The 22,913-nt window shown below is 60.5% G+C and carries 25 protein-coding genes; 5 read left to right on the forward strand and 20 right to left on the reverse strand.

What is annotated here, in order from left to right; translation table 11 throughout:
• Positions 1–45: 45 nt before the first annotated feature.
• Positions 46–1,431 (reverse strand): MATE family efflux transporter, encoded by a 1,386-nt coding sequence (locus ACFOTD_RS04630; protein ID WP_378116196.1) that lies wholly within the window; start codon positions 1,429–1,431, stop codon positions 46–48.
• 128 nt (positions 1,432–1,559) lie between these two features.
• Positions 1,560–2,564, reverse strand: coding sequence for an HRDC domain-containing protein (locus ACFOTD_RS04635; RefSeq protein WP_378116198.1), 1,005 nt, complete (start codon positions 2,562–2,564; stop codon positions 1,560–1,562).
• A 287-nt stretch (positions 2,565–2,851) separates the two neighbouring features.
• On the opposite strand from ACFOTD_RS04635, the gene ACFOTD_RS04640 reads away from it, so the two are divergent.
• The 3 genes from ACFOTD_RS04640 to ACFOTD_RS04650 all read left to right on the forward strand — a co-directional run bounded on the left by ACFOTD_RS04640 (position 2,852) and on the right by ACFOTD_RS04650 (position 4,632).
• Complete coding sequence (locus ACFOTD_RS04640) at positions 2,852–3,964, forward strand: nitric oxide synthase oxygenase (RefSeq protein ID WP_378116200.1); 1,113 nt, start codon at positions 2,852–2,854, stop codon at positions 3,962–3,964.
• A 31-nt stretch (positions 3,965–3,995) separates the two neighbouring features.
• Positions 3,996–4,286, forward strand: coding sequence for a DUF3055 domain-containing protein (locus ACFOTD_RS04645; RefSeq protein WP_378116492.1), 291 nt, complete (start codon positions 3,996–3,998; stop codon positions 4,284–4,286).
• Between the two features lie 82 nt (positions 4,287–4,368).
• Positions 4,369–4,632: a hypothetical protein gene (locus ACFOTD_RS04650; RefSeq protein ID WP_378116202.1), complete on the forward strand. Its 264-nt coding sequence runs from the start codon at positions 4,369–4,371 to the stop codon at positions 4,630–4,632.
• A gap of 143 nt (positions 4,633–4,775) precedes the next feature.
• Here the strand turns inward: ACFOTD_RS04650 and ACFOTD_RS04655 are convergent, their stop codons facing one another.
• The 16 genes from ACFOTD_RS04655 to ACFOTD_RS04730 all read right to left on the reverse strand — a co-directional run bounded on the left by ACFOTD_RS04655 (position 4,776) and on the right by ACFOTD_RS04730 (position 18,964).
• Positions 4,776–5,762, reverse strand: a complete 987-nt coding sequence (locus ACFOTD_RS04655; RefSeq protein ID WP_378116204.1) for a 5'-3' exonuclease — start codon at positions 5,760–5,762, stop codon at positions 4,776–4,778.
• A 93-nt stretch (positions 5,763–5,855) separates the two neighbouring features.
• On the reverse strand, positions 5,856–7,052 hold the full coding sequence (locus tag ACFOTD_RS04660; RefSeq protein ID WP_378116206.1) for an aminotransferase class I/II-fold pyridoxal phosphate-dependent enzyme: 1,197 nt from the start codon (positions 7,050–7,052) through the stop codon (positions 5,856–5,858).
• Between the two features lie 44 nt (positions 7,053–7,096).
• Entirely contained in the window at positions 7,097–8,347 is a 1,251-nt protein-coding gene (locus ACFOTD_RS04665) for a site-2 protease family protein (RefSeq protein WP_378116207.1), read from the reverse strand.
• The gene (locus ACFOTD_RS04670; RefSeq protein ID WP_378116208.1) at positions 8,337–8,702 is read right to left on the reverse strand and encodes a Spx/MgsR family RNA polymerase-binding regulatory protein; all 366 of its coding nucleotides are present in this window, start codon (positions 8,700–8,702) and stop codon (positions 8,337–8,339) included. The genes ACFOTD_RS04665 and ACFOTD_RS04670 overlap by 11 nt, the downstream gene beginning before the upstream one ends.
• Before the next feature lie 33 nt (positions 8,703–8,735).
• A complete protein-coding gene (locus ACFOTD_RS04675) occupies positions 8,736–9,716 on the reverse strand; it encodes an RluA family pseudouridine synthase (protein ID WP_378116210.1) in 981 nt (326 codons plus the stop codon).
• A 5-nt stretch (positions 9,717–9,721) separates the two neighbouring features.
• Positions 9,722–10,348, reverse strand: coding sequence for a cob(I)yrinic acid a,c-diamide adenosyltransferase (locus tag ACFOTD_RS04680; RefSeq protein WP_378116212.1), 627 nt, complete (start codon positions 10,346–10,348; stop codon positions 9,722–9,724).
• A 17-nt stretch (positions 10,349–10,365) separates the two neighbouring features.
• Entirely contained in the window at positions 10,366–10,989 is a 624-nt protein-coding gene (locus tag ACFOTD_RS04685; RefSeq protein WP_378116214.1) for a bifunctional adenosylcobinamide kinase/adenosylcobinamide-phosphate guanylyltransferase, read from the reverse strand.
• A 132-nt stretch (positions 10,990–11,121) separates the two neighbouring features.
• Positions 11,122–11,382 (reverse strand): Spo0E family sporulation regulatory protein-aspartic acid phosphatase, encoded by a 261-nt coding sequence (locus ACFOTD_RS04690; protein ID WP_378116216.1) that lies wholly within the window; start codon positions 11,380–11,382, stop codon positions 11,122–11,124.
• Between the two features lie 94 nt (positions 11,383–11,476).
• A complete protein-coding gene (locus ACFOTD_RS04695; protein WP_378116218.1) occupies positions 11,477–12,688 on the reverse strand; it encodes an aminotransferase class I/II-fold pyridoxal phosphate-dependent enzyme in 1,212 nt (403 codons plus the stop codon).
• A gap of 41 nt (positions 12,689–12,729) precedes the next feature.
• Entirely contained in the window at positions 12,730–13,221 is a 492-nt protein-coding gene (locus ACFOTD_RS04700) for an Lrp/AsnC family transcriptional regulator (protein ID WP_378116220.1), read from the reverse strand.
• 140 nt (positions 13,222–13,361) lie between these two features.
• A complete protein-coding gene (locus tag ACFOTD_RS04705) occupies positions 13,362–13,730 on the reverse strand; it encodes a spore coat protein (protein WP_378116222.1) in 369 nt (122 codons plus the stop codon).
• Between the two features lie 29 nt (positions 13,731–13,759).
• Positions 13,760–13,984, reverse strand: coding sequence for a hypothetical protein (locus ACFOTD_RS04710; RefSeq protein ID WP_378116224.1), 225 nt, complete (start codon positions 13,982–13,984; stop codon positions 13,760–13,762).
• Positions 13,985–14,525: 541 nt separating this feature from the next.
• Positions 14,526–15,446 (reverse strand): cysteine synthase A, encoded by a 921-nt coding sequence (cysK, locus tag ACFOTD_RS04715; protein WP_378116226.1) that lies wholly within the window; start codon positions 15,444–15,446, stop codon positions 14,526–14,528.
• A 10-nt stretch (positions 15,447–15,456) separates the two neighbouring features.
• A complete protein-coding gene (locus ACFOTD_RS04720; protein WP_378116228.1) occupies positions 15,457–16,032 on the reverse strand; it encodes a hypothetical protein in 576 nt (191 codons plus the stop codon).
• 113 nt (positions 16,033–16,145) lie between these two features.
• On the reverse strand, positions 16,146–16,577 hold the full coding sequence (locus tag ACFOTD_RS04725) for a DUF350 domain-containing protein (RefSeq protein WP_378116230.1): 432 nt from the start codon (positions 16,575–16,577) through the stop codon (positions 16,146–16,148).
• A gap of 17 nt (positions 16,578–16,594) precedes the next feature.
• Positions 16,595–18,964, reverse strand: a complete 2,370-nt coding sequence (locus ACFOTD_RS04730; protein WP_378116232.1) for an endonuclease MutS2 — start codon at positions 18,962–18,964, stop codon at positions 16,595–16,597.
• 154 nt (positions 18,965–19,118) lie between these two features.
• Here ACFOTD_RS04730 and ACFOTD_RS04735 point away from each other — a divergent pair, with 154 nt between their 5' ends.
• Positions 19,119–19,475 carry a phage holin family protein gene (locus tag ACFOTD_RS04735; protein WP_378116234.1) on the forward strand — a complete coding sequence of 119 codons (357 nt, stop codon included), beginning with the start codon at positions 19,119–19,121 and terminating at the stop codon, positions 19,473–19,475.
• 42 nt (positions 19,476–19,517) lie between these two features.
• Here the strand turns inward: ACFOTD_RS04735 and ACFOTD_RS04740 are convergent, their stop codons facing one another.
• Together ACFOTD_RS04740 and ACFOTD_RS04745 are read right to left on the reverse strand one after the other, a co-directional pair.
• A complete protein-coding gene (locus tag ACFOTD_RS04740; protein ID WP_378116236.1) occupies positions 19,518–21,155 on the reverse strand; it encodes a helix-turn-helix domain-containing protein in 1,638 nt (545 codons plus the stop codon).
• Between the two features lie 73 nt (positions 21,156–21,228).
• Positions 21,229–22,251 (reverse strand): ABC transporter substrate-binding protein, encoded by a 1,023-nt coding sequence (locus tag ACFOTD_RS04745; RefSeq protein ID WP_378116238.1) that lies wholly within the window; start codon positions 22,249–22,251, stop codon positions 21,229–21,231.
• 236 nt (positions 22,252–22,487) lie between these two features.
• Between ACFOTD_RS04745 and ACFOTD_RS04750 the strand changes: the two genes are divergently transcribed.
• Entirely contained in the window at positions 22,488–22,859 is a 372-nt protein-coding gene (locus ACFOTD_RS04750; protein WP_378116240.1) for a cupredoxin domain-containing protein, read from the forward strand.
• The last annotated feature ends 54 nt before the right edge of the window (positions 22,860–22,913 follow it).

Consider the following 22,913-nt stretch of genomic DNA (forward strand, 5'->3'; position numbering starts at 1 on the left):
CTGCAGCTGCAGCGATCCGGAGCGCCTTTGTCGTTGAATATGGGATCAGGCCTGCAACCCGCCGACCGTCACGCCGAGCGCTCCCGCGCCGCGGTCGCCGTCGTCGGCGAACAGACCGCGCTTGCGGTGATGCCGCCAGCGAATGTACAGCACGATCCCCCGGATATACTCGTCGAGGATCATGCCTGCATAGACGCCGTAAAGTCCCCATCCCAGCTGGATGCCCAGGACGTAAGTAAGACCGACGGACACCAGCCACTGGCTGGGAATCGATATTTTCATCATATAACGGCTGTCGCCGACCGCCACGATCGACTGACCGAGCGCCATATTCAGCATCTTGCCCGGCTGAAGGATCAAATTCAGCCACAGAAGCACGATCGCCATGTCCACGATCCATGGATCGTCCGTGAAAAACGTGATGATCTGCTTGCGGAACAGAAGCATGACCGCCGTATTGAACATGACGAAAGCCATGCCGTACCCCATCGCCCGGTATGCGCTGCGATACGCTTCTCTCAGCCTTCCCTGACCGAACAGGTAGGCGATCAGGATCTGTACCGCCATCGCGTAAGACCACCCGATCGTAAACGCGAACGATTCCATCGTGTTCATATAGGTCCGCGCCGCCAGCTCCTGCGCCCCCATCACTCCGATCAGCCCCGTGATCGCGAGCTGCGAGATCTGCCAAGAGCCGCCGTTGATGCTGAGCGGCCAGCCGATTCGCAGAATCTCCCTCGACTTGCTCCAGTCCGGACGCAGAAATTCGCGGATCCCGATCCGGCCGCCGAATGCCGAGCGGAACACGTAAAGCAGCAGCACGACCGACGCCGCCCGCACGAACAGCGTCGACAACGCCACGCCGAACAGTCCCCACTTCGGAAAGCCGAGCAGACCGAAAATAAACAGGGCGTTCAAAAAGATGTGAACGACGTTCATCATGATCGCGATGTACATCGGAGAACGCGTATTGCCGGTGTTGCGGACGGCGGTAGACAGCGCATTGCCGATGGCCGTGAAGATCATGCCGCCGCCGACGATCGCCATATAGTCCTTCGCGAGCGGGCGAATATCGTGAGGCATGCCAAGCCATCCGGCGAATTGGCTGGCTCCGAATATCATAAGCAGGCTGACGGCGAGCCCGATCGCGCCGGTCAGGACGACGGAGACGATCGCCAGCTTGCGCGCCTCGTAAGCTTCGCCGGCGCCGAGCCGATTGGCGATCAGAATGCCCGCGCCGCTTGCGACCAGCATAAATACGACGATAACGGCATTAAAAAACTGATTGGAAAAGCCGACGACGGCGACCGCTTCGTCCGAGATCCGGCTTACCATCAGCGTATCCGACGTGCCGATGGCAAACGCCAGGAACATCTCGATCATTATAGGCCAAGTGAGACGGCCGAGCTTCATTTTTTTGTCCAGTTCCATGTAAGTAAGCGCCCCTCGCCGAACCCGCAAACGTGCCGATTCAATATCCTTGGCATCATATCACGTCCGGTTCGGCTGCAAAAGGGCGCTTTATGTCCGTGAACGCGGGTTTATAGCCGAATTCGACCTTAAATCGCGATCTTCCTGCTCCTACGGAAGGTTATGCGAAGCATGCGCAGCTTCTCGTACTGTCGCTCGGTCTCCGCATATTCCGTGCCCGTCTGCCCTCCGTACACCCGCTGCTGCAGCGGCTTGAGAAAACGGTCTCCCAGCTCGTCCATGGCGCCCAAGGCGACCTCCTTCTCTTGCTCGGGCACGGCAGCCAGCTCCAGATCGATCAGCGGCAGCACGTCGTAGCCTTCCTCGTCGAGCTGCTCGATCCGCGCGATCAGCTCCCTGCGCGCGCACTGCATCCGCTCGGCGAGCTCCGCGAGCGAACTGCCCTCGCGGATACCCGCCAACAGCTTGCGCTTCTCCTGGATGAGCGACAAGCTTTTGCCGTAGCGATCTTCGCGCTGGGCGAACATCCAAGCGGTATATTGATCGGCGGATACCGCGCCGGATACCCAATCCAGCGGAAACGCGTGGCTGCGCTCCGTCTTGGCCAGCATCGCGACAAGCTCCGCGCCGTAGCGTTCCGCCTTCAGCTTGCCGAAGCCTGGCACCTGCTGCAGCTCCGCCTGGCTGTGCGGCAGAAATACGGCCAAGCCGTGGAGCTCGCGGTTGGTCGCGATCATATAAGCAGGCCGCTTCTCCTCCGCCGCCTTCGTTCTTCGCCATACGCGAAGCGATTCGACGACCTCGTCCGAGGACGACCGTCCGTCCGCATAGCACTGGAGCAGCGTCTGCAGCTGGGGCTTGCGCTCCCAGAACGGCGTATCCTCGAGCATGCCGTCCAGCATCGGACGGTACCCTTCCTTCATCCTGCCGGCAACGCCGTGCCGGAACGACGACAGCAGCTCCTCCCAGCTCGTGCCCTCGTACCAGATCGTCCGCTCCGTGTCTCCGCTCTCGGCCGTCTCTTGCCAGCCCGCGGTCCAGTTGCCCTGCTCTTCCCCGATGAATACTTGTCCTTCGCGCCCCGCCGGGAAGCCGCTGCCTTGCTCGAGCCGATTCAAAAACACGATCTTCATAGCCTTAGTCCTCCTTGTATAGGTCCGGCGTCAGCCGGCGTTGGGATACCAAGTCGTCCAAGGGAGAAAAAAGGCGACAAAAAAGGAAGCACCTCGTCCCGCGCTTGGCGATAGAGGTGCTTCCTCATCCGTTCGACCTGTTCTGCACAAGCGTACCAAAAACAGGTCATTTTGACAAGAGGCTCAAGCGGCGATATTCACAGGATCGACTTTTGCCGGGCTAGTGCCGATATGTTAAGGTAAACTCAACATATCGCCTTAATGGCCGCGAAGGAGAGCCGATGTCGATGCACAGTACGACTTCAACCGATATTGGCTTACGATCGCTACGATCAGAGGCGGAGCTTTTCCTGACGCGTTATGCGGAGGAAACCGGGATGGAAGGAATCGCCGCAGCGGCCAGACGTCGGGAAGCGCTTGCGGAGATCGCTGCGACGGGAACCTACAGGCATACGCCCGAAGAGCTGACGCTCGGCGCAAAGATGGCGTGGCGCAATGCCAACCGCTGCATCGGCCGGTTATTCTGGAACCGGATGCAGGTGTTCGACGTACGCGGCGCGACCAGCGAGGAAGAGGTATTCGACGCGCTGCTGCGGCATCTCTCGTTCGCCACCAACGGCGGGGAGATCCGTCCTGCGATCACGATCCTGCCGGCCGCCGGCGCTGGCCGCGATACGTTTCGGATCTGGAACCATCAGCTGCTGCGATACGCGGGATACGAAGGTCCTTCCGGCGTCGTCGGCGACCCTGCTTCTGTCCGGTTTACGCAGGTTTGCGAGCGGCTCGGCTGGCAGGGAGAAGGTACGCCGTTCGACCTGCTCCCGTTGGTCATACAGCATGGCGACATGCCTCCGAGGCTGTTCGAGCTTCCCCGTACGCACGTGCTCGAAGTCCCCTTGGCGCACCCGGACAAAAACATTTTCGCCGGCTTCCCGGCCAGGTGGTACGCCGTTCCCGTCATATCCGACATGCTGCTCGAGATCGGGGGCATCCATTACCCCGCGGCCCCCTTTAACGGCTGGTATATGGGCACGGAGATCGGTTCGCGCAATCTTGGCGACGAAGCCAGGTACGATTTGCTGCCGCGGGTTGCGGCCAATCTGGGTCTGGATACGTCATCGAACGCGTCGCTCTGGAAGGACCGGGCGCTGGTCGAACTCAACGTCGCGGTGCTTCATTCCTTCCGGCGCGACGGCGTCACGATCGTCGATCATCATACGGCCGCGCAGCAATTCGGCATTTTCGAGCGCAATGAACAAAAAGCCGGCAGAGACGTCACCGGCCGCTGGTCCTGGCTGATCCCGCCGCTGTCCCCTTCAGCAACCTCCATTTTCCACAAAAGCTATGAGGACCGCGTCGTCAGCCCGCAATTCATACATCAAAATCCGCCGTACGCATAAACAAAATTGAAGGGAGCCCCCCAACTTGGAAATGACGGACTTCGATTTTCTCTCGGACAGTACGGAACAAACTTCAACGCGTTTCGTAACCTTCGTATCTCCGGGCTTGAACCGTTTCGATCTGGCGATCGTGACGACAAACCGGTTTTATGGAAAAAAGCTCGTGATCGACATGCAATCCGGCCGTAGCGGCGTGCTCGCTTACGACGATCTCGAGGAAGCAGGCGTGATCGCGTCGGTGTTCCGGTTGGAAGAAGAGGCGGCAGCCGAGCTGTCGCAATTTTTGGCGCTCGTTTTGGGCGAGGTTCATTTTACGGACTGACCGCCTGCGGCATACGCCATGCATGATTCATTCCTGCATGACGCACAATAGGCTCATCCTTACGATAAAGGAGGGCCTTCTCATGTCCCGCTTCCTTTCCGAAGAACGTCGCCCCGAAACGGACCTCAGCACGGTGGAGTCGGCTCGCAACGATCTTTTTCTGGAAGAGTTTCCGGAAGGGCCTTACGGCGCCGCTCTTGTCACGAATTTAAAATTGGGCCGCTCCAAGCCCTGGCGCATCGACCAGGATACGCATGCCGGCTACGAAAATATCGAGCTACACGAGGATCTGCCCCGCGCATATCCGGGCGAAGATCCGCTCGGTGATACGGACGACGACCGTTAAGCCGCCATAACGTCCGTCATAAACAAAGAACGGTTAGACAGGGAGAACCTTCAACCGTTCTTTGTTATTTATAAAGACGCCGATGTCCGCAATGCGATATGCAAAAAAAATCGCCGGCGCATTCCCGGCGATCGGTACGTCCACTATAGTCGCTCGATATCCGCTTCGGAAAACGTGAGCTCCGCCTGCAGCAATTCCGGCTCCGCAAACGGATCTTCCGCCGCCGCGGCAGCCTCGGCGCTTCCGAGCAATTCCGCCGCGCTCAGCAGCTTGTACAAGCCGCCGAACTCCAGCTCCTCGAACTTGCGCGTCGCCGCATCCCGCCTGATTTCCAACACGCATTCATCCAGCGTGCAGGCGATCGGCGCGTCCAGGCGAATCGTGGCCAGCTCCCGCGACAAATGCAGCAGCTCCAGATTCGCTTCGATCTTGGCGCGGACGCCTTTGGCCAGCTTGTCGAGATTGTCCAGTACGCCTTCGACCGATTGATACTCGAGCAGCAGCTTGTGCGCCGTCTTTTCACCAATGCCGGGTACGCCCGGGTAGTTATCGCTCGTATCCCCCATGAACGCCTTCAGATCGACGATCTGCCCCGGCGTCAGCTGCCGTTCGCTCATCAACGTCTCCAGGTCGTATACGGCATAATTCAGCTTGCCTTTTTTCATGATGACGACCTTCACGCGGTCCGAAACGAGCTGCAGCAGGTCATGGTCGCCGGTGATCACGTAAACCTCGGCAGCCGCGCTGAGCGAGGTAGCGAGCGTGCCGATGCAATCGTCGGCTTCGAAGCCGCGCATGCCTACGTTAAGCACGCCCATCTCCGCGACGACTTCCTTGACCAGGTCGAACTGTGGAATCAGCTCGAGCGGCGGCTCCGGGCGATTGCCTTTGTAGGCGCCGAACTGCTCCGTCCTGAAGGTCGAGCTCCCCATGTCCCAGCAGCAGACGACGTGCGTGGGCCGGAACGTCTTGATCGCGTCGAAAAAGTACTGAATGAAGCCGTGGACCGCGTTGGTCGGTAGTCCGGCCTTCGTCTTGCGGATGTAGCCGGTATAAGAGGTCGCAAAGTAGGCTCTGAACAAAATCGCCATACCGTCGACCAGCAGCACTCTTTGATCGTTGCCGTTCATTCATCTATCACCCTCGCGCGTAAACTATCACCCTATTATAGCATAACGCGCGGTTTGGTCCCGGCCCCTTATTTATCCAGCGTCGCCTTCGGATCAGCGGGATTCGGACGGGGCATGCTCCCGTAAAAATCGCCCGATACGCGCCGCTGCTTCGCGCAGCCGCTCCTCCGGCTCGACAAGCGCAAAGCGGACATAGCCTTCGCCGAGCGCGCCGAACGCATTGCCGGGAATGACCGCCACGCCGGCATGCGCCAGCATCGACCTGGCGAGCTCGCGCGAGCTCCAGCCTGCAGGCACGGGCGCCCAGGCGAACATCGAGCCGCGCGGCGCGGGAATCGTCCAGCCTGCCGCGGCCATCGCCGAGATGAAAGCGTCCCTGCGCCACTCGTACTCCGGCGCGACGGGGTCCGGCGCGCTCATGTCCAGCTCGAGCGCTTCGACGGCCGCTTCCTGGACGGCGAGAAATACGCCGAAGTCGATATTGTTCTTAAGCGCGCGAAGGCTGTCCAGCACCTCGGGATTGCCGACTGCATAGCCGATACGCGCGCCTGCTAGATGGAACGACTTGGACAGCGAGTGAAACTCGATCGCGATCTCCTTGGCGCCGGTCACCTCCAGCACGCTCGGCGGCTTGAAGCCGTCGTATGCCATCTCGCTGTAGGCGTTGTCGTGCACGAGCAGAACGCCCCGACGCTTTGCGACGGCTACCGCTTCCTCGAAAAAGGAAAGGTCCGCGACCGCTGCCGTCGGATTGCTAGGATAGCTCAGGAGCATGAACTTGACCTTGCTCCAGACATCGTCAGGAACGGCATCGAAGTCGGGCAGGTAGCCGCGCTCCGCCGTCAGCGGCAGCGGCACGGTCTCCACGCCGGCTACGGCCAGACCGGCCTGATAGACGGGATAACCCGGATCGGGCAGCATCGCGGCATCCCCGGGATTCGTCACGGCCAGCGCGAGGTGGGCAAGTCCGTCCTGCGTCCCCATGAGCGAGAGTACCTCCCGCTCGGGATCCAGCGCGACGCGGAACCGGTGCTCGAACCATTCCGCGACCTTCAGGCGAAAAGCGGGGCTGCCGTCCGTGCCCGGATAGCGGTAAAGCTCTGGCCGCAGGCTGGCTGCGGCCAGCCGCTCGCGAATCCCGATCGCCGGCGGCTGGTCGGGACTGCCGATATCGAGCGCGATGACGTCCACTCCCGCCGATCGGGCTGCGGCCTTCCAGCCTGCCACCTCCGAAAATATAGCCGAACCCAGACGGTCCAGCCTGTCGGATCTCCATGCTTGCCGATTCATCTAATACAGCTTCCTTCCTCTGTGCGCGGCACGACCCGGCCGCATTATTGCGCCGGGTTCGTCCAGCCTGCTTCTTGAATGACCCACATCATATAGACCAGTACGACGATAAGGCCGACGTACAAGCTTCCGATCCGCCATCTGTCCCGGCTCTTTACTTCGTAATAGTTGTCCGGCTCATAAACATTGCCTTCGACCCGCACCTTCAGCGTCAGGTTCTGCTCGGCGTCCGGCCCCTCCAGCTGATAGGCGTAGACGCGCCGGATGAGGATCGCCTGGTCGACCGGCAGCTCTCCCTTAAAGGACAGCGCCTCCCACTCGAACTCGACCATATGCTGGCCGTCCAGCTTGCAGTAAGCCGTATAGGGCAGCTCGCGCAGATGATTGGTGCCGCGGTAATACCAGTCCGGCAGGGCCGGATCCGCCTTGGCCTGATAGACGCCTTCGGCGATATGGACCGGCCCTTCGCCGCGCTTTGCCTTGAACTTCCGATACGTCGTGAACAGGAACCAGACCCAGATCAGGATAAAAATAACGCTATGCGTGTACCAGATGACGAACGGACCGATCGCGACGCCCGCAAGCCAGATCCAACGATTCACGGCCGACGCGATCCTGCCGCCGTCCAGCGGTCGGACCGGCACGAGATTAAACAGGTTGAGGAAAAAGCCGACGTACGCCAGCATATGCCACACCGGACTGTCCGTATAAACGCCGATGCCGTAACAAACGAATGCCGCGGCCGTGCCCAAATACGGTCCCCCGAGCGCGATATCCGCTTCGGTCGCCGCGTCCTTCGGATTGCGCTTCATCATGATCGCCGCGCCGAGGAACGGAATGAATAACGGCGCGGTCACCGGCAATCCTTTTCGCTTCGCGACCCACACATGTCCCATCTCGTGAACGAAGATGAGCGCGACGAATCCGACGGCAAACGACCATGGATAAATAATGGCGTACGCGCCGACCGTAATCGCCATCGAGATCAGCGGCTTGCCGAACTTCAGGAACAGCAGCAGCGCGGCCTTGCCCTTGCCCAGCAAAAAAGCGAGCACGGCGCCGAACGCCCAGGAGCCGCCATTGCCTTTGCGCTTGCCCCCCTCGTCCTCTGCAGCCGGCCTCTCTTCTTCGTCGCCGTGCGACGGCGGAACAGGCGGCGCGTTCGGGTCGATCGGCTTGGGCTCCGGCAGATACGATCCATCCGGATTGCCCGGAGCGGTCAGCCCTTCCTGCCGGTTATCCGCCGGCTTATGATCGTCAAGCGTCCCTTCATGTTCCCGGCCGTCATTCGGCATAGGCGCGCTTCAGCTCCTCTTCTCGGTAGCCTACGGTCGCCGTCCGTCCGTCCGAGACGACCGGGCGCTTGATCAGCATGCCGTTGCCGGCGAGCAGCTCCAGCTTCTCGTCGTCGGACAGCTGCGCCATGCGATCCTTAAGGCCCAGCGACCGATAGACGTCGCCCGCGGTATTGAACCATTTGCCGATCGCAAGGCCGCTATCCGCGACCAGCTTGCGCAGCTCCTGCACGGACGGCGGAGCTTCCTTGATATGAATTAAATTCAGTTCATGCCCCTCGGCCTGCAGCGTCTTGATCGCTTTGCGGCAGGTGTCGCAGGACGGGTATTGGTAGACTGTCAACTTTTTAGACATTGCTGCGTTCCTCCAGGTTCGATAAATGCATGCTCAAAGGGCGTCCAGACCCGGCGGAAGCTCGCGCAGGACCCGCTCCAGCTCGCGCAGATCGGCGGGCAGCGGCGCCTCGAGCATCGTCTCGGCGCCGGTCACGGGATGGCGGAATGCGAGCTGCGCCGCATGGAGCGCCTGCCTGCCGATCGCGCCGGAGAGCGCGCCGGCGAGCGGCGTCCGCATCCAGGCCGGATCGGCGTAATAAGCGTCGCCGACGAGCGGACATCCGATCGCGCCCATATGCACGCGAATCTGGTGCGTCCGCCCCGTGCCGAGACGGATGTCCAGCGCGCTCGCGCCGCAAGGGTACGTCTCGGACAACGAATAATACGTAAGCGAAGGCTGGCCGTCCTCTCGGACGGCGCGCCTGTGCGGGTCTTCGGGCACGCGGCCGATCGGCGCGTTCACCTCGCCTTGATCCGCGGGCGGACGGCCGTAAGCGTATGCGCGGTACTGCTTGAGCACCGTGCCCGCCGTCATCTGGGCGGACAGCTGCTGCTGCGCGTAAGGATGCTTGGCGACGATCACGAGGCCGGACGTGTCCTCGTCGAGCCGGTTGACCGGGCGGAACCGGCAGCGCTCCCCGCGCTCCCGCCAATAATGCACGACGCCGTTCGCCAGCGTGTTCGCGTAATGGCCGGTCGTCGGGTGGACGATGACGCCCGCAGGCTTGTTAAGAACGAGCAGGTCGTCGTCCTCATGCACGATATCGAGCGCCATCGGCTGCGGCAAAATATCGTCCGAGGACTCCTCCGCCATACGCAGCGCCACGATATCGCCCGCCGATAAAATAAAACTGGAGAACACCGGGTTCCCGTTAACGGTCACGCCTTCTTCAGAGGCCTTCAGCTTCGTCCACAGCCGTCGCGAGATGCCTACCCGGTTGCGAAGTACGTCGCGCAGCATGCGCCCTTCGTCCCGCTCGTCAGCGACGTGTACGAGCGGTTTGTAATACCCTTCCGTGCGTTCCCATTCCATCGATGCTATAGCTCCTTGCCGATGCGGCGGAAAACCGCCGCTCCCCTCTCGTATTCAACGTCCTGCACGCCCGCCTTGGCATTGGCTGCGCGCGCCGCCGCAAAAAAATAGTCAGACAACCGGTTGAGGTACTTCGCGACGTCGGGCGGACATGACCTGCCCGTGGCCGCCAGGGTCACGACCGCGCGTTCCGCACGCCGACAGACGGTGCGGCAGACGTGCAGCGCGGCGGCGGTCGCCGTCCCGCCAGGCAATATGAACCTCGCGATCGGCGGATTCCCGGCCTCATGACGGTCGATCCATGCCTCCAGCCGCTCTGCCAGCCCGGGCTGGACCTTCAGCTGCTCCGGCTGCGGCGCCGCGTAGGACAGATCCGAGCCGCAGTCGAACAGCTCGTGCTGGATGACGGCCAGCTCTTCAAGCAGCCGGACTTCGAACGCACGGATGCCTTCCGAGGGCTCGGTCGCCGCTTCCTCTGTTTTCGCCCTTCCCGTACACGCCGCTGCCTGACCGACGAACGAATTGAGCTCGTCGATCGTCCCGAAAGCTTCCACCCGTTCGTCGTCTTTGTTAACCTTGCCGCCGATGACCGAAGTCGTGCCATCGTCGCCGGTTCTCGTATACAACTTCATCGCCCTGTCCTCCCGAATCAGATCCGTTCGCCCCGGATCGCCTCGGCGATCCCGAACGACAGACGGTAGATCGTATGCGAAGCCGCGGCCAACCTCCGGTTGGACTCGGCCAGCAGCTTGATATAGGCTCTCTCGCGCGGGTCCGAGGCCAGACCCGCAGCCGCCTCCTCGGTCACGACGATGACGACGCCCTCGAACGCCAGCAGCGCGCCTAGCAGCTTGCCCGCTTCGGCAGCCGCCCCTCCTTTATCCACTTCGCCCGGGCGGACTTCGAGCACGCGATGCCGCAGCCAGCCCGACAGGCTGTCCAGCACCAGCGCCCTTCGCTCGGCCCGGTAAGGGTTCGAGTCCAGATTGACGCGCGTCAGCGTCTGCGCGCAGGCGCCATCCGCCGGCAGCTGCGTCCATGCGAAGCCGCGCCTGCCCGGCGCATGCTTCGCGTCGGCGAACGCATCAGCGTCTTGGGTATCGGAGCTGGCCTTCGCGTCCGCGTCCGCACCCGCACCAGCGCCCTGGCTGGCGTCAAGCAGCGGCCAAGCGGGACAGGTGAAGCCGATCGCCTCGCGTCCCAGCGACTCCGCCAATAGCCTGGCATATGCCGATTTGCCCGCCCCCGTGCCGCCGGTTACCAACAGGAGCATGTCCCGTCACCTCCCAGGCGCAAAAATATCTACTTTAACTATAGCACAATCGCAGGGCGACTTGAAAAAGCGCAGAGCCGGAGCGAGGCAGACGAGCGCCAAAATAAAAAAGCCCGGAGCGAAGCTCCGGACTTATCGGGCATGATAGCCGAGTCTCATGTATTCGTTGATCTTCACGTCGAGCATGCGGCTAATCTCCATGACGGGCTCCGCGGTGAAGGAGTCTTCCCGCAAGAAGGTCTCTGTCATGCGTCGCCTGAGCAGATCGATTTCTTCGATAAGGCTTCGGTCGTTATAAGAGGAAGACGCGCCGGCTTCACTGTAGGCATTCCTGGCGGACGCCCATGTCGCGGGCCGATCCGGATCCAAAGAATGATTGCTTGCTGTCGCCATCGTTTTCCCCCTCTCCGCAGCTACGGGCAAGTCTGCAAAACAAGGGTAATTATAGCAGAACTTTAGAAAAAATAACATCCTTTTTCCAATTTCCCTATTTTAGCTGCCGGACGAACTGACCGATCCGCTCAAGCGCCTCGGTCAATTGAGGGACGGAGGAGGCGTAGGAGCACCGGATAAAGCCCTCTCCCCCGCTGCCGAATACGTGTCCGGGCACGGCCGCGACCTTCGCGTCTCTCACGAGCTGCATGGAAAACGCCTCGGACGACAGGCCGGTCGACTCGATCGACGGGAAAACGTAAAACGCGCCTTGCGGCTCGTGGCAGTCCAGGCCGATATCCCTGAAGCCCTGGACGACGAGCCTCCTTCTCTGGTTGTAAGATTCGACCATGCGATACATCTCTTCCATGCCGTTCTTGAGCGCTTCAAGCGCGGCGACCTGGCCCATGATCGGGGCGCACATGACGGTATACTGATGGATCTTGAGCATCGCGCCGATCAACTCGGGATGGCCGCATGCATAGCCCATTCGCCAGCCAGTCATGGCGAACGCCTTCGAAAAGCCGCTAACCAGTATCGTACGGTCCTTCATGCCGGGCAAGGAGGCGAAGCTCACGTGCTTGGAGCCATACGTCAGTTCTGCGTAGATCTCGTCGGACACGACGATCAGGTCGTGCTCCTCGACGAGCCTCGCGATCGGCAGCATATCCTCGTAGCTCATGATCGCGCCCGTCGGGTTGCTCGGATAGGAGAGAATCAGCAGCTTGGAACGCGGCGTGATCGCCGCGCGCAAGCCCTCCTCCGTCAGCCGGAAGCCGTCCTTGGCGAATGTCTCGATGCCAACGGGAACGCCGCCGCCTAGCGCGGTGATCGGGTTGTACGGAACGTAGCAGGGCTCCGGGATCAGTACCTCGTCCCCCGGCTCGACGAGCGCCCGGATCGCAAGGTCGATCGCCTCGCTGCCGCCGATCGTCACGAGCACTTCGTTGCCTGGCTCGTACTGCAAATTGAACTGCTTGTTCAAATAAGAGGCAATCTCTTCGCGCAGCTCCAGCATGCCCGCGTTGGACGTGTACTGCGTCTTGCCCTTTTCAAGCGAATAGACCGCTGCGTCGCGAATATGCCACGGCGTCACGAAGTCCGGCTCGCCAACGCCCAGCGAGATGATGCTGCCATCCTTGCTGGCGCTGACCAGATCGAAAAACCTGCGGATGCCGGACGGCGGAATGGCGCGCGCGCCGGCGGACAAATAACGATTCATCCCCTCGGTCGATTCCTTGCCGCGCGTCTGTTGATTCGTAATCATTGGACAACCGTCCTTTTCGAAATACTCGCTCCCTTATCGCGTCAAGGAGAAACGAGCAGGCGCTGATCTCCCTCGAATTCCTCGAAGATGATCCCGTCCTGTTTATATTTTTTGAGAATGAAAAAAGTCTTGGTCGCGATAACGGATTCGATGGTCGACAGCTTGTTGGAAACGAACGAGGCGACTTCCTTGAGCGTCTTGCCCTCGATCTCCACCTGCAAGTCGTAAGCGCCCGACATCAGATATACCGACTTGACCTCGGGATACAGGTAAATGCGCTCCGCGATGCTCTCGAAGCCCCGTCCGCGCTCCGGCGTGCATTCGACCTGAATGAGCGCCGTCACTTTTTCGTCGTCCACCTTGCTCCAATTCACGACTGTCGCATACTTTACGATTACATGGTCCCGCTCCATCTCCGCGATGGCGGCAGACACTTCGGCTTCGTCCGCCCCAAGCATCGTAGCGATGGTCGAAGCGGACAATCTCGCGTCTTCCTTGAGCAGATCCAGAATCTTCAACTTAAATTCGTTCATGGGGATCCCTCCTGAATACCTCTCATATTACATCAAATACAGGCCCTGTGAAAAGGAAATTCAATGTCGCCCGCCTATAAAAAACCTCCCGCCGGATACTGTCGTCCGGGGGAGGAGGATGCCTGGTCCCTGCTTCGCGCTCAGTGCTGCTGCATTTGCTGCTGGGCGTTTTGCTGCGGCTGCTGCCAGGCAGGCATCGCGCCCTGCTTCGTTTGCTGCACGAATTGCTGCGTCTTCGTTTGGGTATCCTGATACGTCTTCAGGTTCTTGTCGATCTCCTGCCGCAGCGTCGGCGAGGAAGTATTGTACATATTAGCCGTCTTCATCGCGTTGAACAATTCTCCTTGCATCTGCAGCGTCACGTTCAGCAGCTGCGTGAATTGCTGGCGAACCGTCGGACAGACCGATTCGGTCGCTGCCGTCGCGTATTCGCGCGTCACGCGTTTCAAATCTGAGAGCACAGTATAAGCCAAATCCTCGTCAGGCATAAACTGGTTTGCTGGCGCCATTTCGTGAGGCCTCCCTTTCGAATGCGATTCTAGGCTTGGGGTTGCGTCGGGGCGAGCGGCTGGTGCTGCTGGAGCAGCGACAGGAGCGTCTGATAATGCTGCGTGTGCACCTGCGCCTGATGATCGAGCACCTGCTTGATTTGCTGGTTCGAGCATGACGTGGAAGCGGCCGTGCATTGCTTGATGAGCAGATCCTCGTTGGACATCGAATCCGCGATGTACTCGAGCTCCTTGCCGGTGATCGGTTGAAGCATGACGATCCCTCCTGTAATTGGACAATCGAGCATAGTATGCGGCCAACCTCTGCCGATTATCCCTTCATGCGACGCACGGCGCACACGGCGGCAAACTTGCGCGGGAGCCACTATGCAACAGCGCTAACCGCGCCCCCGACCGACAAGAAAAAGCAGCTGTGCGGCGCTGTATAACGAAATTGCGCAGAGGTTCGGTACGATGAGGTTTTTACAGGTTTAGATTGCGTGTTCTTCAGACCGGCCGAGGCGAAGAGGTCCTGGATAGGACTTCTTTGCGGGGCTGCGACGCCGGCCACGGCGAAGAGGTCCTGCATAGGACTTCTTTGCGGGTCTGCGACGCCGGCCGCGGCGAAGATGTCCTGCATAGGACTTCCTTGCGGGTCTGCGACGCCGACGGAGGCGAAGAAGTCCTGCATAGGACTTCTTTGCGGGGCTGCGACGCCGGCCACGGCGAAGAGGTCCTGCATAGGACTTCTTTTCGGAATCACGCCCCTCATGAAAAAAGAGGCTCTACATAGAGCCTCAGCAGGACCTCGCACTATTAAAACAAATCCATCGACAAGTACCGCTCGCCCGTATCCGGCGCGATGCACAGCACCCGCTTGCCCTTGCCCAGCTTGCGGGCCAGCTGGAGCGCCGCCCATACCGATGCGCCGGACGAGGGACCTGCCAGTATCCCTTCCTCGCGCGCCAACCTCCTCATCGTGTCGATGGCGTCGTCGTCCGTCACCTGCACGATCTCGTCGTAGACGTCGGTGTTCAAGATAGACGGGACGAAGCCCGGGCTGGTGCCGACGAGCTTGTGCGGACCCGGTACGCCGCCCGACAGCACGGGAGAGCCGGCCGGCTCCACGACGGTCACATGCAGATTCGGAAGCCTGTCCTTGAGCACTTCGCCAGTGCCCGTGATCGTGCCTCCCGTGCCCGCCGTGGCCACGAACGCGTCCAGCCGTCCGTCCGTCTGCTCCAGAATTTCAAGCGCCGTGGTTCTGCGATGGACGTCGGGGTTGGCGGCGTTCTCGAACTGGTTGGGCATGAAGCTGCCCGGCGTGCCCGCCGCGATGGACTGCGCTTCCCGGATGGCTCCGGGCATGCGCTGGGATGCGGGCGTCAGCACGACCTCGGCGCCGTAAGCCTTCAGCAGGTCGATACGTTCCTTGGACATATTGTCGGGCATGACGAGGATGAGCCTGTAGCCTCTGGCCGCCGCGTTCATGGCCAAGCCGATGCCCGTGTTGCCGCTCGTCGGCTCGACGATCAGCGAACCCGGCCCGATCAAGCCCCTCGCTTCGGCGTCTTCGATGAGCGAGCCCGCCGCCCGGTCCTTCACGCTTCCGCTCGGATTGAAGCACTCGAGCTTGACCAGCACTTCCGCGTCGTCGGGACCGGCCAGACGATTAAGCCGGACGGCCGGCGTATCGCCGATCAACTCCGTCACGCTCTGATACACCAGCTTCTTCATGTTCGTCGTCTCACTTTCCGTCGGCTCCGGGTTCCCGGCTCAGCTTGTCCCCGATGCGGCTGCGGTCCTCCTCGGACAGCGCGTACTCCATCGTGAAGCACGAAGGGCACATATACAGCGTCATCGAAAACGGCGCCTCGAGGACCGCCCCGCCGCGCAGCCGCTCCGGCCGCTTGGACGAGAAAGAGGCGGCCTGTACGACCTGCCGTCCCGTCTCGACCATGTATTCGCGGCATTGCGGGCACTCGGGCACGAATTCCTGCTCGTCCAGGATCGCTTCGACCGTGTCTTCGTACCGGAGCAGCGCTTCGTCCTTGCCGCGCAAGTCGTCGTCGCCGTCCAGGCCGAGTCCCTCGAGGTCTTCGGGCAGATCGCGGAGACGACGGCGCCCGTAAAGCGCTTCATTCTCCGTTTCCGCCTCCTCTTCCTCGTCCTCTGCCGGATCTTCTTCTCCCAGACCGAACTGAAGCGTCCGGTAACCGCTTAACTCGTTGTCGCAGACCGGACAGTACTTGTCCGGCTCCTCGCCCGGCTCCTGAATAATCTCGGACTGACACCAGGGGCAAATAATTACGTTGGCAGCCACGGCTTTAACCCTCCCTCACCATATAGACGATGCCTAGAATAAAGAAAAGGGCCGCAAGCGCGAACAGCGTTCCCCATAAATACTTCATATGAAACCTCCTGCGGCGGCCGCCGTCAATCCAGCGTCACCGCCGCTCCGATAATATAGGAAAGCGATACGGACAGCAGCAGGGAGATGAGTCCCACCGCACGATTGTCCTTGCCGATCTCCTCGTCGATCCGGAATACCGGCGTGACGAACTCGAACAGCAGGTACGCGGCGAGCAGGAGCAGAAATCCGCCTCCCGCCCATAGCATGCTCTCGTAGATGCTGTCTTTGGATTGGATGGAAAACCGGAAGATGTTGCAGATGCCGAATATTTTGCCGCCGGTCGCCATGGCAACCGCGATGTTGCCTTTGCGGATCTCCTGCCAGCATTCGTACTTGGTCACCCGCTCGAAGCAGTACAGGCAGATGATCAGCATCAGAATGCCGACGGAAAAATACGCCGGGATCGCGACCGCCGGATGGGACAGCAGCCGGTCGATGGAACTGGGCTCATTCATGCGGAACGCTCCTAACGCTAGTTCAGCTCCGCCACGGTAACGCCGGCGCCGCCCTCGCCATAATTGCCGAGCCTATAGCTTTTCACGTGCTTGTGCCTGCGCAGGAACTCCTGAATGCCCGTACGCAGCGCCCCCGTTCCTTTGCCATGAATGATATAGACCTGGTGCAGATTCGAGAGGAACGATTCGTCGAGAAAACGGTCCGTCTCGATGATCGCTTCGTCGAGCGTAGCGCCCCGCAGGTCGAGCTCCGTCCGTATCTGGTCCGAAACCGCACGCTTCAACGTCGCGCCGGCCGCTGCGGGGTGCATCTTTTTGGCTGCCGCGTCCTTCGGCGCTTTGATCGGCTCGAGATCCGCGAGCGCCACCTTCATCTTCATGATGCCGAGCTGGACGAACGCGTCGTTGCCCGCCAGCTCGACGATATGGCCTTTTTGGCCGCCAAGGCTGTAAACCTTGACCTCGTCGCCCGGCCCGAGCTTCGCGCTCTTGGATGCGGCCGGACGCGGCTTCGCCACCGGCGCCGGCACGGCATCGTCCAGCCTGCGGCGGGCTTCGATGAGCTTGTGCTCCTTGACGCTCGCCGCTTCTTCCAGGGCGAGCTTGCGCAGGTCGGCGATAATCTCCTCGGCCTCGCGCCGCGCCTTCGCCACTTGAAGCCTGGCTTCCTCGCGAGCGTCTTCGAGCAGCTTGACGCGCTGATCCTGGAGCTTCGCCCGGTCTTCCTCGAGCTTGAGACGCAGCTCCTCGGCCTCGCGCTTGATCCGCTCGGCCAGCTGGCGCTCCGACTCGGCCGTCCGGCGGTCCCGCTCGAGCGATGCGATCATCGTATCGACCTTGAGCTCGTCGTCCGACACCTCGCCTCGCGCGTGGTCGATAATCGACCGGGGCAGACCGAGCCGCTCAGCGATCGCAAAGGCGTTGCTTCGGCCCGGCACGCCGACAAGCAGCCGGTAAGTCGGACTCAGCGTCGCAACGTCGAACTCCATGCTGGCGTTCATGATGCCCTCGCGATTGTATGCATACGCCTTCAGCTCGCTGTAGTGCGTCGTCGCGAGCAGCCTGCAGCGCAGGCGGTGCAGATGCTCGAGGATGGCGATCGCGAGCGCCGAGCCCTCCGCAGGGTCGGTGCCCGCGCCGAGCTCGTCGAGCAGCACGAGGCTGCGGCTCGTCACTTGGCCCAGCATGCCGATCAGGTTCGTCATATGGCTGGAAAACGTACTCAGGCTTTGCTCGATGCTCTGCTCGTCTCCGATATCCGCATAGATCCCGTCGAAAACGCAAAGGATCGTCCCTTCGTCGGCAGGCACGAACATGCCGGACATCGCCATCAGACTGAGTAGGCCTACCGTCTTGAGCGACACGGTTTTGCCGCCCGTATTAGGTCCGGTCACGATGATCGCCGAGTGCGTATCGTCCAGCTCGATATCGGTCGGCACGACCTTTTTGGGGTCAATCAGCGGATGGCGCGCCCGCTTCAGCCGCAGGCGGCCTTCGCCGTTCATCTGCGGCTTGGTCGCCTGCATCCGGTCGGCCAGCTTCGCCCGCGCGAAAATCGAATCGATGTAGCCGAGCGCTTCGGCGTCGCCGATGAGCAGCTCTCCCTTGACGCCTACGCTCTCGGACAGCTGCCGCAGGATCCGCTCGATCTCGCGCGTCTCGCGAAGCTTGAGCTCGCGGAGCTTGTTGTTGATCTGAAGGACGGCCTCCGGTTCGATGAACAGCGTCGCGCCGCTGCCCGACTGGTCGTGCACGATGCCGCCGAAGTTCGAACGGTACTCCGCCTTGACGGGGATGACATACCGGTCTCCGCGCATTGTAATAAGCGCGTCCTGAAGCATCTTCTGCACCGAGGACGAGCGGATCATGCTCTCGAGCTTTTCCCGGGCGCGTCCTTCGTTCGTGCGGATCTCTCTGCGAATGGCAGCCAGCTCGGCGCTCGCGGCGTCGAGCACGTCGCCCTGCTCGTCGATGCACCTGCGAATCTCGTCTTCCTGCTGCTTGGCATCGATAAGCGGCTCGCAAAGATCCTCGAGCAGCGGGATGTCCGCTTCTTCGGAAACGGCGCCTACGTACTTGCGGATCCGCCTCGAGCCCATGATGAACTGCGCGATATCCATGAGCTCGGACGGCAGCAGCATGGCCCCGAGCTTCGCCCGGCCGAGCGCAGGACGAACGTCCGTAATGCCGCCGAACGGCGGGGCGCCCTTGATGTCCATCGCACGCACGGCTTCGGCCGTCGTGTCGAGCCGCCTGTTCACGTCCCTCAGATCGGAGGATGGACGGATGAGGGCTGCTTGCTCCTTGCCGAGCGAGGTCTCGCCGAGCTCGCGAAGCCGCTCGCCGATTTTATCGTATTCCAATGTATATAGCGCCTTGTCGTTCACGGCGTTGCGCCAACTCCTCTCGCCTCCCATTATATCCGATGGCGGCTGCGCTTGCATTACGACTCCGTTATAACCGGCGGGCAAACTGGATACAATACCTTTAATGCCGGCGATGCCGCCGGACGACAGCCCCAAAACGGGAGGTAATCAAGCCATGCATTTTTTAGGACACGTCGTACGCTTTATCGTATCGGCGATCGTGCTGATGATCGTCGGATACCTGGTTCCGCATTTTACGGTGGGCGGCTTCTGGAGCGCCCTCATGCTCGCGCTCGTGATCGCCGTGCTCGGTTGGATTATTGAGGCGATTTTCGGCAAAAACGTGACTCCCTTCGGTCGCGGCATCGTCGGGTTCCTGTGCAGCGCGCTAGTTATCTGGCTCGCGCAGTTCGTCGTCAGCGGCGTAACCGCCTCGGTCCTGGGCGCCCTGCTCGCGGCGCTTGTCATCGGGATTATCGACCTGTTCATCCCGATCGGCAACCCGTACAAAGCCGGCAAGCGTCACGATTAAAAGGAAGCTTGCAAAAATCACTCCAAAAACCTCGCGTCTCCGTTATCGGATAACGCGAGGTTTTTCGACGATTGCCTGCAGTTCGCTCAGCTGTCCTGCCAGCGATATGGGATCGTCGCGCAGCCATTCCTGACCCAGGACGTACACCCGCCCTCGGCGAACGGCATCCAGCTCCGACCAGACCCGGCTCTGCTTCAGCCGCTCGAACTGCTGCCGCGACCGATTGTCGGGGCTGACGACGACAAATAGCGCGTCTCCCGCGTAATGCGGCAGAAGCCCGACGGGAATGTCGAACTTGAACGGCCGGCAATCCCCGGTTCGCCTTTCTTCTACCGCCTTTGGCGAACGCCAGCCGAGATCGCGAATCAGCTCCGTTTCTTTGTAGACTTGAACGGTGTCGGGCAGCCCGTTCGTCCAAATAAACGTCACTGTGCGCACCTTGTCAGGTCCGCTGCCGAACCGACCGGCTGCCTCCTCGGTTTTTTTGCGATAAGCCCGTATCCAGCGCGCCGCTTCCTCCTGTTTGCCGACCTTGTTGGCTAGGGCGATTAACCTCTCCTCCGGCGACAAGGACCAGGATAAGTTCAAGGTATCCGAAATGCCCGCATACCGCTCGTAATGATGGCCGTCGAACGTGAGAATCAGCTCGGGTTCAAGCGCCCGGACCCGGTCTAGATACGGTTCTACGACGGAGGCGCCCGTAGACGCGATTCCCCGCACGCGCGGGATAAAATAACGGCAATCCATCAATTGGCTCGGTGCGCCTATAGGCTTGAGTCCGAGCGCGAGCAGCTCTCCGAGATATTGAAAGGCCACGATTCGCGCGCCCTGGCGCCTGGCGCGGGCGTATACGCTCGGCGCCAACCCTTCATGCCGTTTAAATGCGCGGCTAAAGTGAAAGGGATCCGCAAATCCCAGATCGCCTGAAATGTCGGCGAGCGACGCTTCCTCGCCATGCATCCTGCGCTTCGCCTCGGTCATTCTCAGCCCCGTCAAATGCTTTCTCGGACTATTTCCGGTCAACGACCTGAATATTCTCGCGTATTGGCGAACCGAGCACCCCGCCTCTCGCGCCAATCGATCTACCGTCCAGGCGAAGGCGGGCCGCTCCTCCATTCGCGCGATCGTCGCGCTCACCGCGTCCCGGAACCCGAGCCGTTCAGGCGCCATGGCGGCGCTCCCCGCTTCGATCACGCTTACCATCAGCCGTTGGAACAATGCATGAGCGCTATACCTTTCGGATAGAATAGCGGCATTGCGGAGCGCGAACAATTCACGAACCCATCTCATCGCTTGCGAATCATGCAGCCGCGTATTTAGAAGCAGCCCTCCGTCCCCGGCGCCCATGCTCTCCCGCTCGTTCGCCGCGATCTCGTTAAGCGGTACGAAGCGAAAGGCAACGGCATACCCGTAGGCGCCCTTTCTCGCAGCTGCCCCTGATCGAATGCGGACGGTCCCGTCGGTCACGCAAAGATCGCCCGCGGACAACTCGCTTATACGTTGGCCGCATGCTTCGAAAAGCGCCATCGTTCCGGATTCGACCGCCAGCAGGGTGTAAGAAGAACTGTTCGGCAGGTCCGTCGGCTTTTCAGGTACCGTTTCGATGCGCATGATATTAATCCATTCGTAAAAAAACGGGAGCCTCGCCTGGGCCGCCAACGTCGTTTTTTGCGATGCCATGATACATCCCCCATCCCCCTAACATGCAGCAAGACCATTCCCGCAGCGGGAATGATCTTGGCCTTCTATTCGCTTATTTGGCAAGCAGACGGATCGCATCGTCCAGCTGTTTGTCGAAGGACAGAACGTCGTAGGAAAACCACAACGTATCGCTTACCTCGTAAACATGGCCGTTTTGAACGGCCGGCAGCTTTTTCCACAGCGCGCTGTTCAGCACCTGATCGGCAAAATCGGGGTCGTTGTCAAACTTGACGAGGAAGAGGCGATCCGCCGACGCGAATTCGGGCAGTTTTTCCAGAGAAAGCTGGATGCCCAATTCGTGACCGCCCTTCTCCCATTCCTGCTTGACGACGTCCGTCATCGGAAAACCCAGCGCATCGAACAGCGTATATCCCACGTTTCCGGATCCATATACCCTCAGCTGTCCTTTTTCGTATCCGCCGATGACGACGACGCCGAACGTTTCGTCGGGCTTGACGAACGCTTTGAGCTTTTCTGCGGCAGAAGCGGCTTTTTCGTCGAACGCTTTTTTCCAGTCCTGTGCTTCTTGCTTCTTGCCGAGCAAGGCGGCGACTTGGTCCAGATGCTCGAAGGCATCCTTGCCCTCCCAAGCCACGACGACCGTCGGAGCGATCGCCTGCAGCTTGTCCAGCTGATCCTTGTCCCAATCCGCGGCGATGATAAGATCCGGCTGCAGCTCAAGCGTCTTTTCCAGATTGATCTCGTTGGCGGGACCGATGTCTTCGATGCCGTCGATCTCGTCTTTAACCGATACGAATCCCGTGAGCAAATGAGAGACGACGCCGATCGGCTTGACGCCTACCGCCAGCAGCTCGGGCAAGTACTGCGTCGTAACGATCCGCTGCGGGCGCGCCGGAATCGTCACTTCTCTGTCCAAAGCGTCTTTGTAAACGATCGTATCGGCATCGCTTCCGGCAGCTTGGGAAGATGACGCGGGTGACGATCCAGACGATCCAGACGTCCCTGTCGATTCGTTTTCTCCCCCTGTATCGGAGTTATTCCCACATCCTGCCAGCAGCAAGAGCGCCAACATAAATACAACGGCCAGCCGCCATGACTTCGTTCTTGCCAACATTCGTATAACGCCCCTTATATGAAAATGATAATCGTTATCATATATTATAGGAAATATCGCCGACTTTGACCATGCCCTTTTCGGACGCCGTCCATGTCGATTTCGGACACGCCTTTTTTTGGGACGAATCGGAACGGGCCGTTCCATTTTTATCCTCGCGACCGGATATGATAATATAGAAAAGTCTGGGCATGACCCGCTCATACCCGGCAAACGAGGGATGGGGGAAAATAAGAATGGTACGCAAAAAAATAGCCGCCGCGCTGGTGGCGATGGCATTGACGGGAGCGCTCGCCGCATGCGGAGGCAAAAACGACAATGCCGCGGAGCAGGAGACGGCCACCGCATCGCAGGACCTGGTCATCCATGCCACCAACTGGAAGTTTGACCAAGCCGAATACACCGTGCCGAAGGACACGCCGATCCGCTACACGCTCGAAAATGAGCAGGGCGCGCATGGCGTCGAGATCGAAAAGGCAGGCGTCAAGCTGAGCAACGGCAAGAAGTCCAAGGTCGCGACGCTTGCAGCGGGCACTTATACGATCAAATGCAACATCGTCTGCGGACAAGGACATTTATCGATGAAGGCCACGTTGATCGTTAAATAAAGCGCATAATGAAATCGCCCTTCCGAGCCGGATCGAATCCGTTCGGAAGGGCGA

Origin of the sequence: Cohnella sp. GCM10012308 (genome assembly GCF_042649185.1) — a bacterium.
Classification (GTDB): Bacteria; Bacillota; Bacilli; order Paenibacillales; family Paenibacillaceae; genus Cohnella.

Coding starts and splice junctions, on each gene's coding strand:
- ACFOTD_RS04630 (WP_378116196.1), bottom strand. CDS start 1,431: ATGGAACTGGACAAAAAAATGAAGCTCGGCCGTCTCACTTGGCCTATA.
- ACFOTD_RS04635 (WP_378116198.1), bottom strand. CDS start 2,564: ATGAAGATCGTGTTTTTGAATCGGCTCGAGCAAGGCAGCGGCTTCCCG.
- ACFOTD_RS04640 (WP_378116200.1), top strand. CDS start 2,852: ATGCACAGTACGACTTCAACCGATATTGGCTTACGATCGCTACGATCA.
- ACFOTD_RS04645 (WP_378116492.1), top strand. CDS start 3,996: ATGACGGACTTCGATTTTCTCTCGGACAGTACGGAACAAACTTCAACG.
- ACFOTD_RS04650 (WP_378116202.1), top strand. CDS start 4,369: ATGTCCCGCTTCCTTTCCGAAGAACGTCGCCCCGAAACGGACCTCAGC.
- ACFOTD_RS04655 (WP_378116204.1), bottom strand. CDS start 5,762: ATGAACGGCAACGATCAAAGAGTGCTGCTGGTCGACGGTATGGCGATT.
- ACFOTD_RS04660 (WP_378116206.1), bottom strand. CDS start 7,052: ATGAATCGGCAAGCATGGAGATCCGACAGGCTGGACCGTCTGGGTTCG.
- ACFOTD_RS04665 (WP_378116207.1), bottom strand. CDS start 8,347: ATGCCGAATGACGGCCGGGAACATGAAGGGACGCTTGACGATCATAAG.
- ACFOTD_RS04670 (WP_378116208.1), bottom strand. CDS start 8,702: ATGTCTAAAAAGTTGACAGTCTACCAATACCCGTCCTGCGACACCTGC.
- ACFOTD_RS04675 (WP_378116210.1), bottom strand. CDS start 9,716: ATGGAATGGGAACGCACGGAAGGGTATTACAAACCGCTCGTACACGTC.
- ACFOTD_RS04680 (WP_378116212.1), bottom strand. CDS start 10,348: ATGAAGTTGTATACGAGAACCGGCGACGATGGCACGACTTCGGTCATC.
- ACFOTD_RS04685 (WP_378116214.1), bottom strand. CDS start 10,989: ATGCTCCTGTTGGTAACCGGCGGCACGGGGGCGGGCAAATCGGCATAT.
- ACFOTD_RS04690 (WP_378116216.1), bottom strand. CDS start 11,382: ATGGCGACAGCAAGCAATCATTCTTTGGATCCGGATCGGCCCGCGACA.
- ACFOTD_RS04695 (WP_378116218.1), bottom strand. CDS start 12,688: ATGATTACGAATCAACAGACGCGCGGCAAGGAATCGACCGAGGGGATG.
- ACFOTD_RS04700 (WP_378116220.1), bottom strand. CDS start 13,221: ATGAACGAATTTAAGTTGAAGATTCTGGATCTGCTCAAGGAAGACGCG.
- ACFOTD_RS04705 (WP_378116222.1), bottom strand. CDS start 13,730: ATGGCGCCAGCAAACCAGTTTATGCCTGACGAGGATTTGGCTTATACT.
- ACFOTD_RS04710 (WP_378116224.1), bottom strand. CDS start 13,984: ATGCTTCAACCGATCACCGGCAAGGAGCTCGAGTACATCGCGGATTCG.
- cysK (WP_378116226.1), bottom strand. CDS start 15,446: ATGAAGAAGCTGGTGTATCAGAGCGTGACGGAGTTGATCGGCGATACG.
- ACFOTD_RS04725 (WP_378116230.1), bottom strand. CDS start 16,577: ATGAATGAGCCCAGTTCCATCGACCGGCTGCTGTCCCATCCGGCGGTC.
- ACFOTD_RS04735 (WP_378116234.1), top strand. CDS start 19,119: ATGCATTTTTTAGGACACGTCGTACGCTTTATCGTATCGGCGATCGTG.
- ACFOTD_RS04740 (WP_378116236.1), bottom strand. CDS start 21,155: ATGGCATCGCAAAAAACGACGTTGGCGGCCCAGGCGAGGCTCCCGTTT.
- ACFOTD_RS04745 (WP_378116238.1), bottom strand. CDS start 22,251: ATGTTGGCAAGAACGAAGTCATGGCGGCTGGCCGTTGTATTTATGTTG.
- ACFOTD_RS04750 (WP_378116240.1), top strand. CDS start 22,488: ATGGTACGCAAAAAAATAGCCGCCGCGCTGGTGGCGATGGCATTGACG.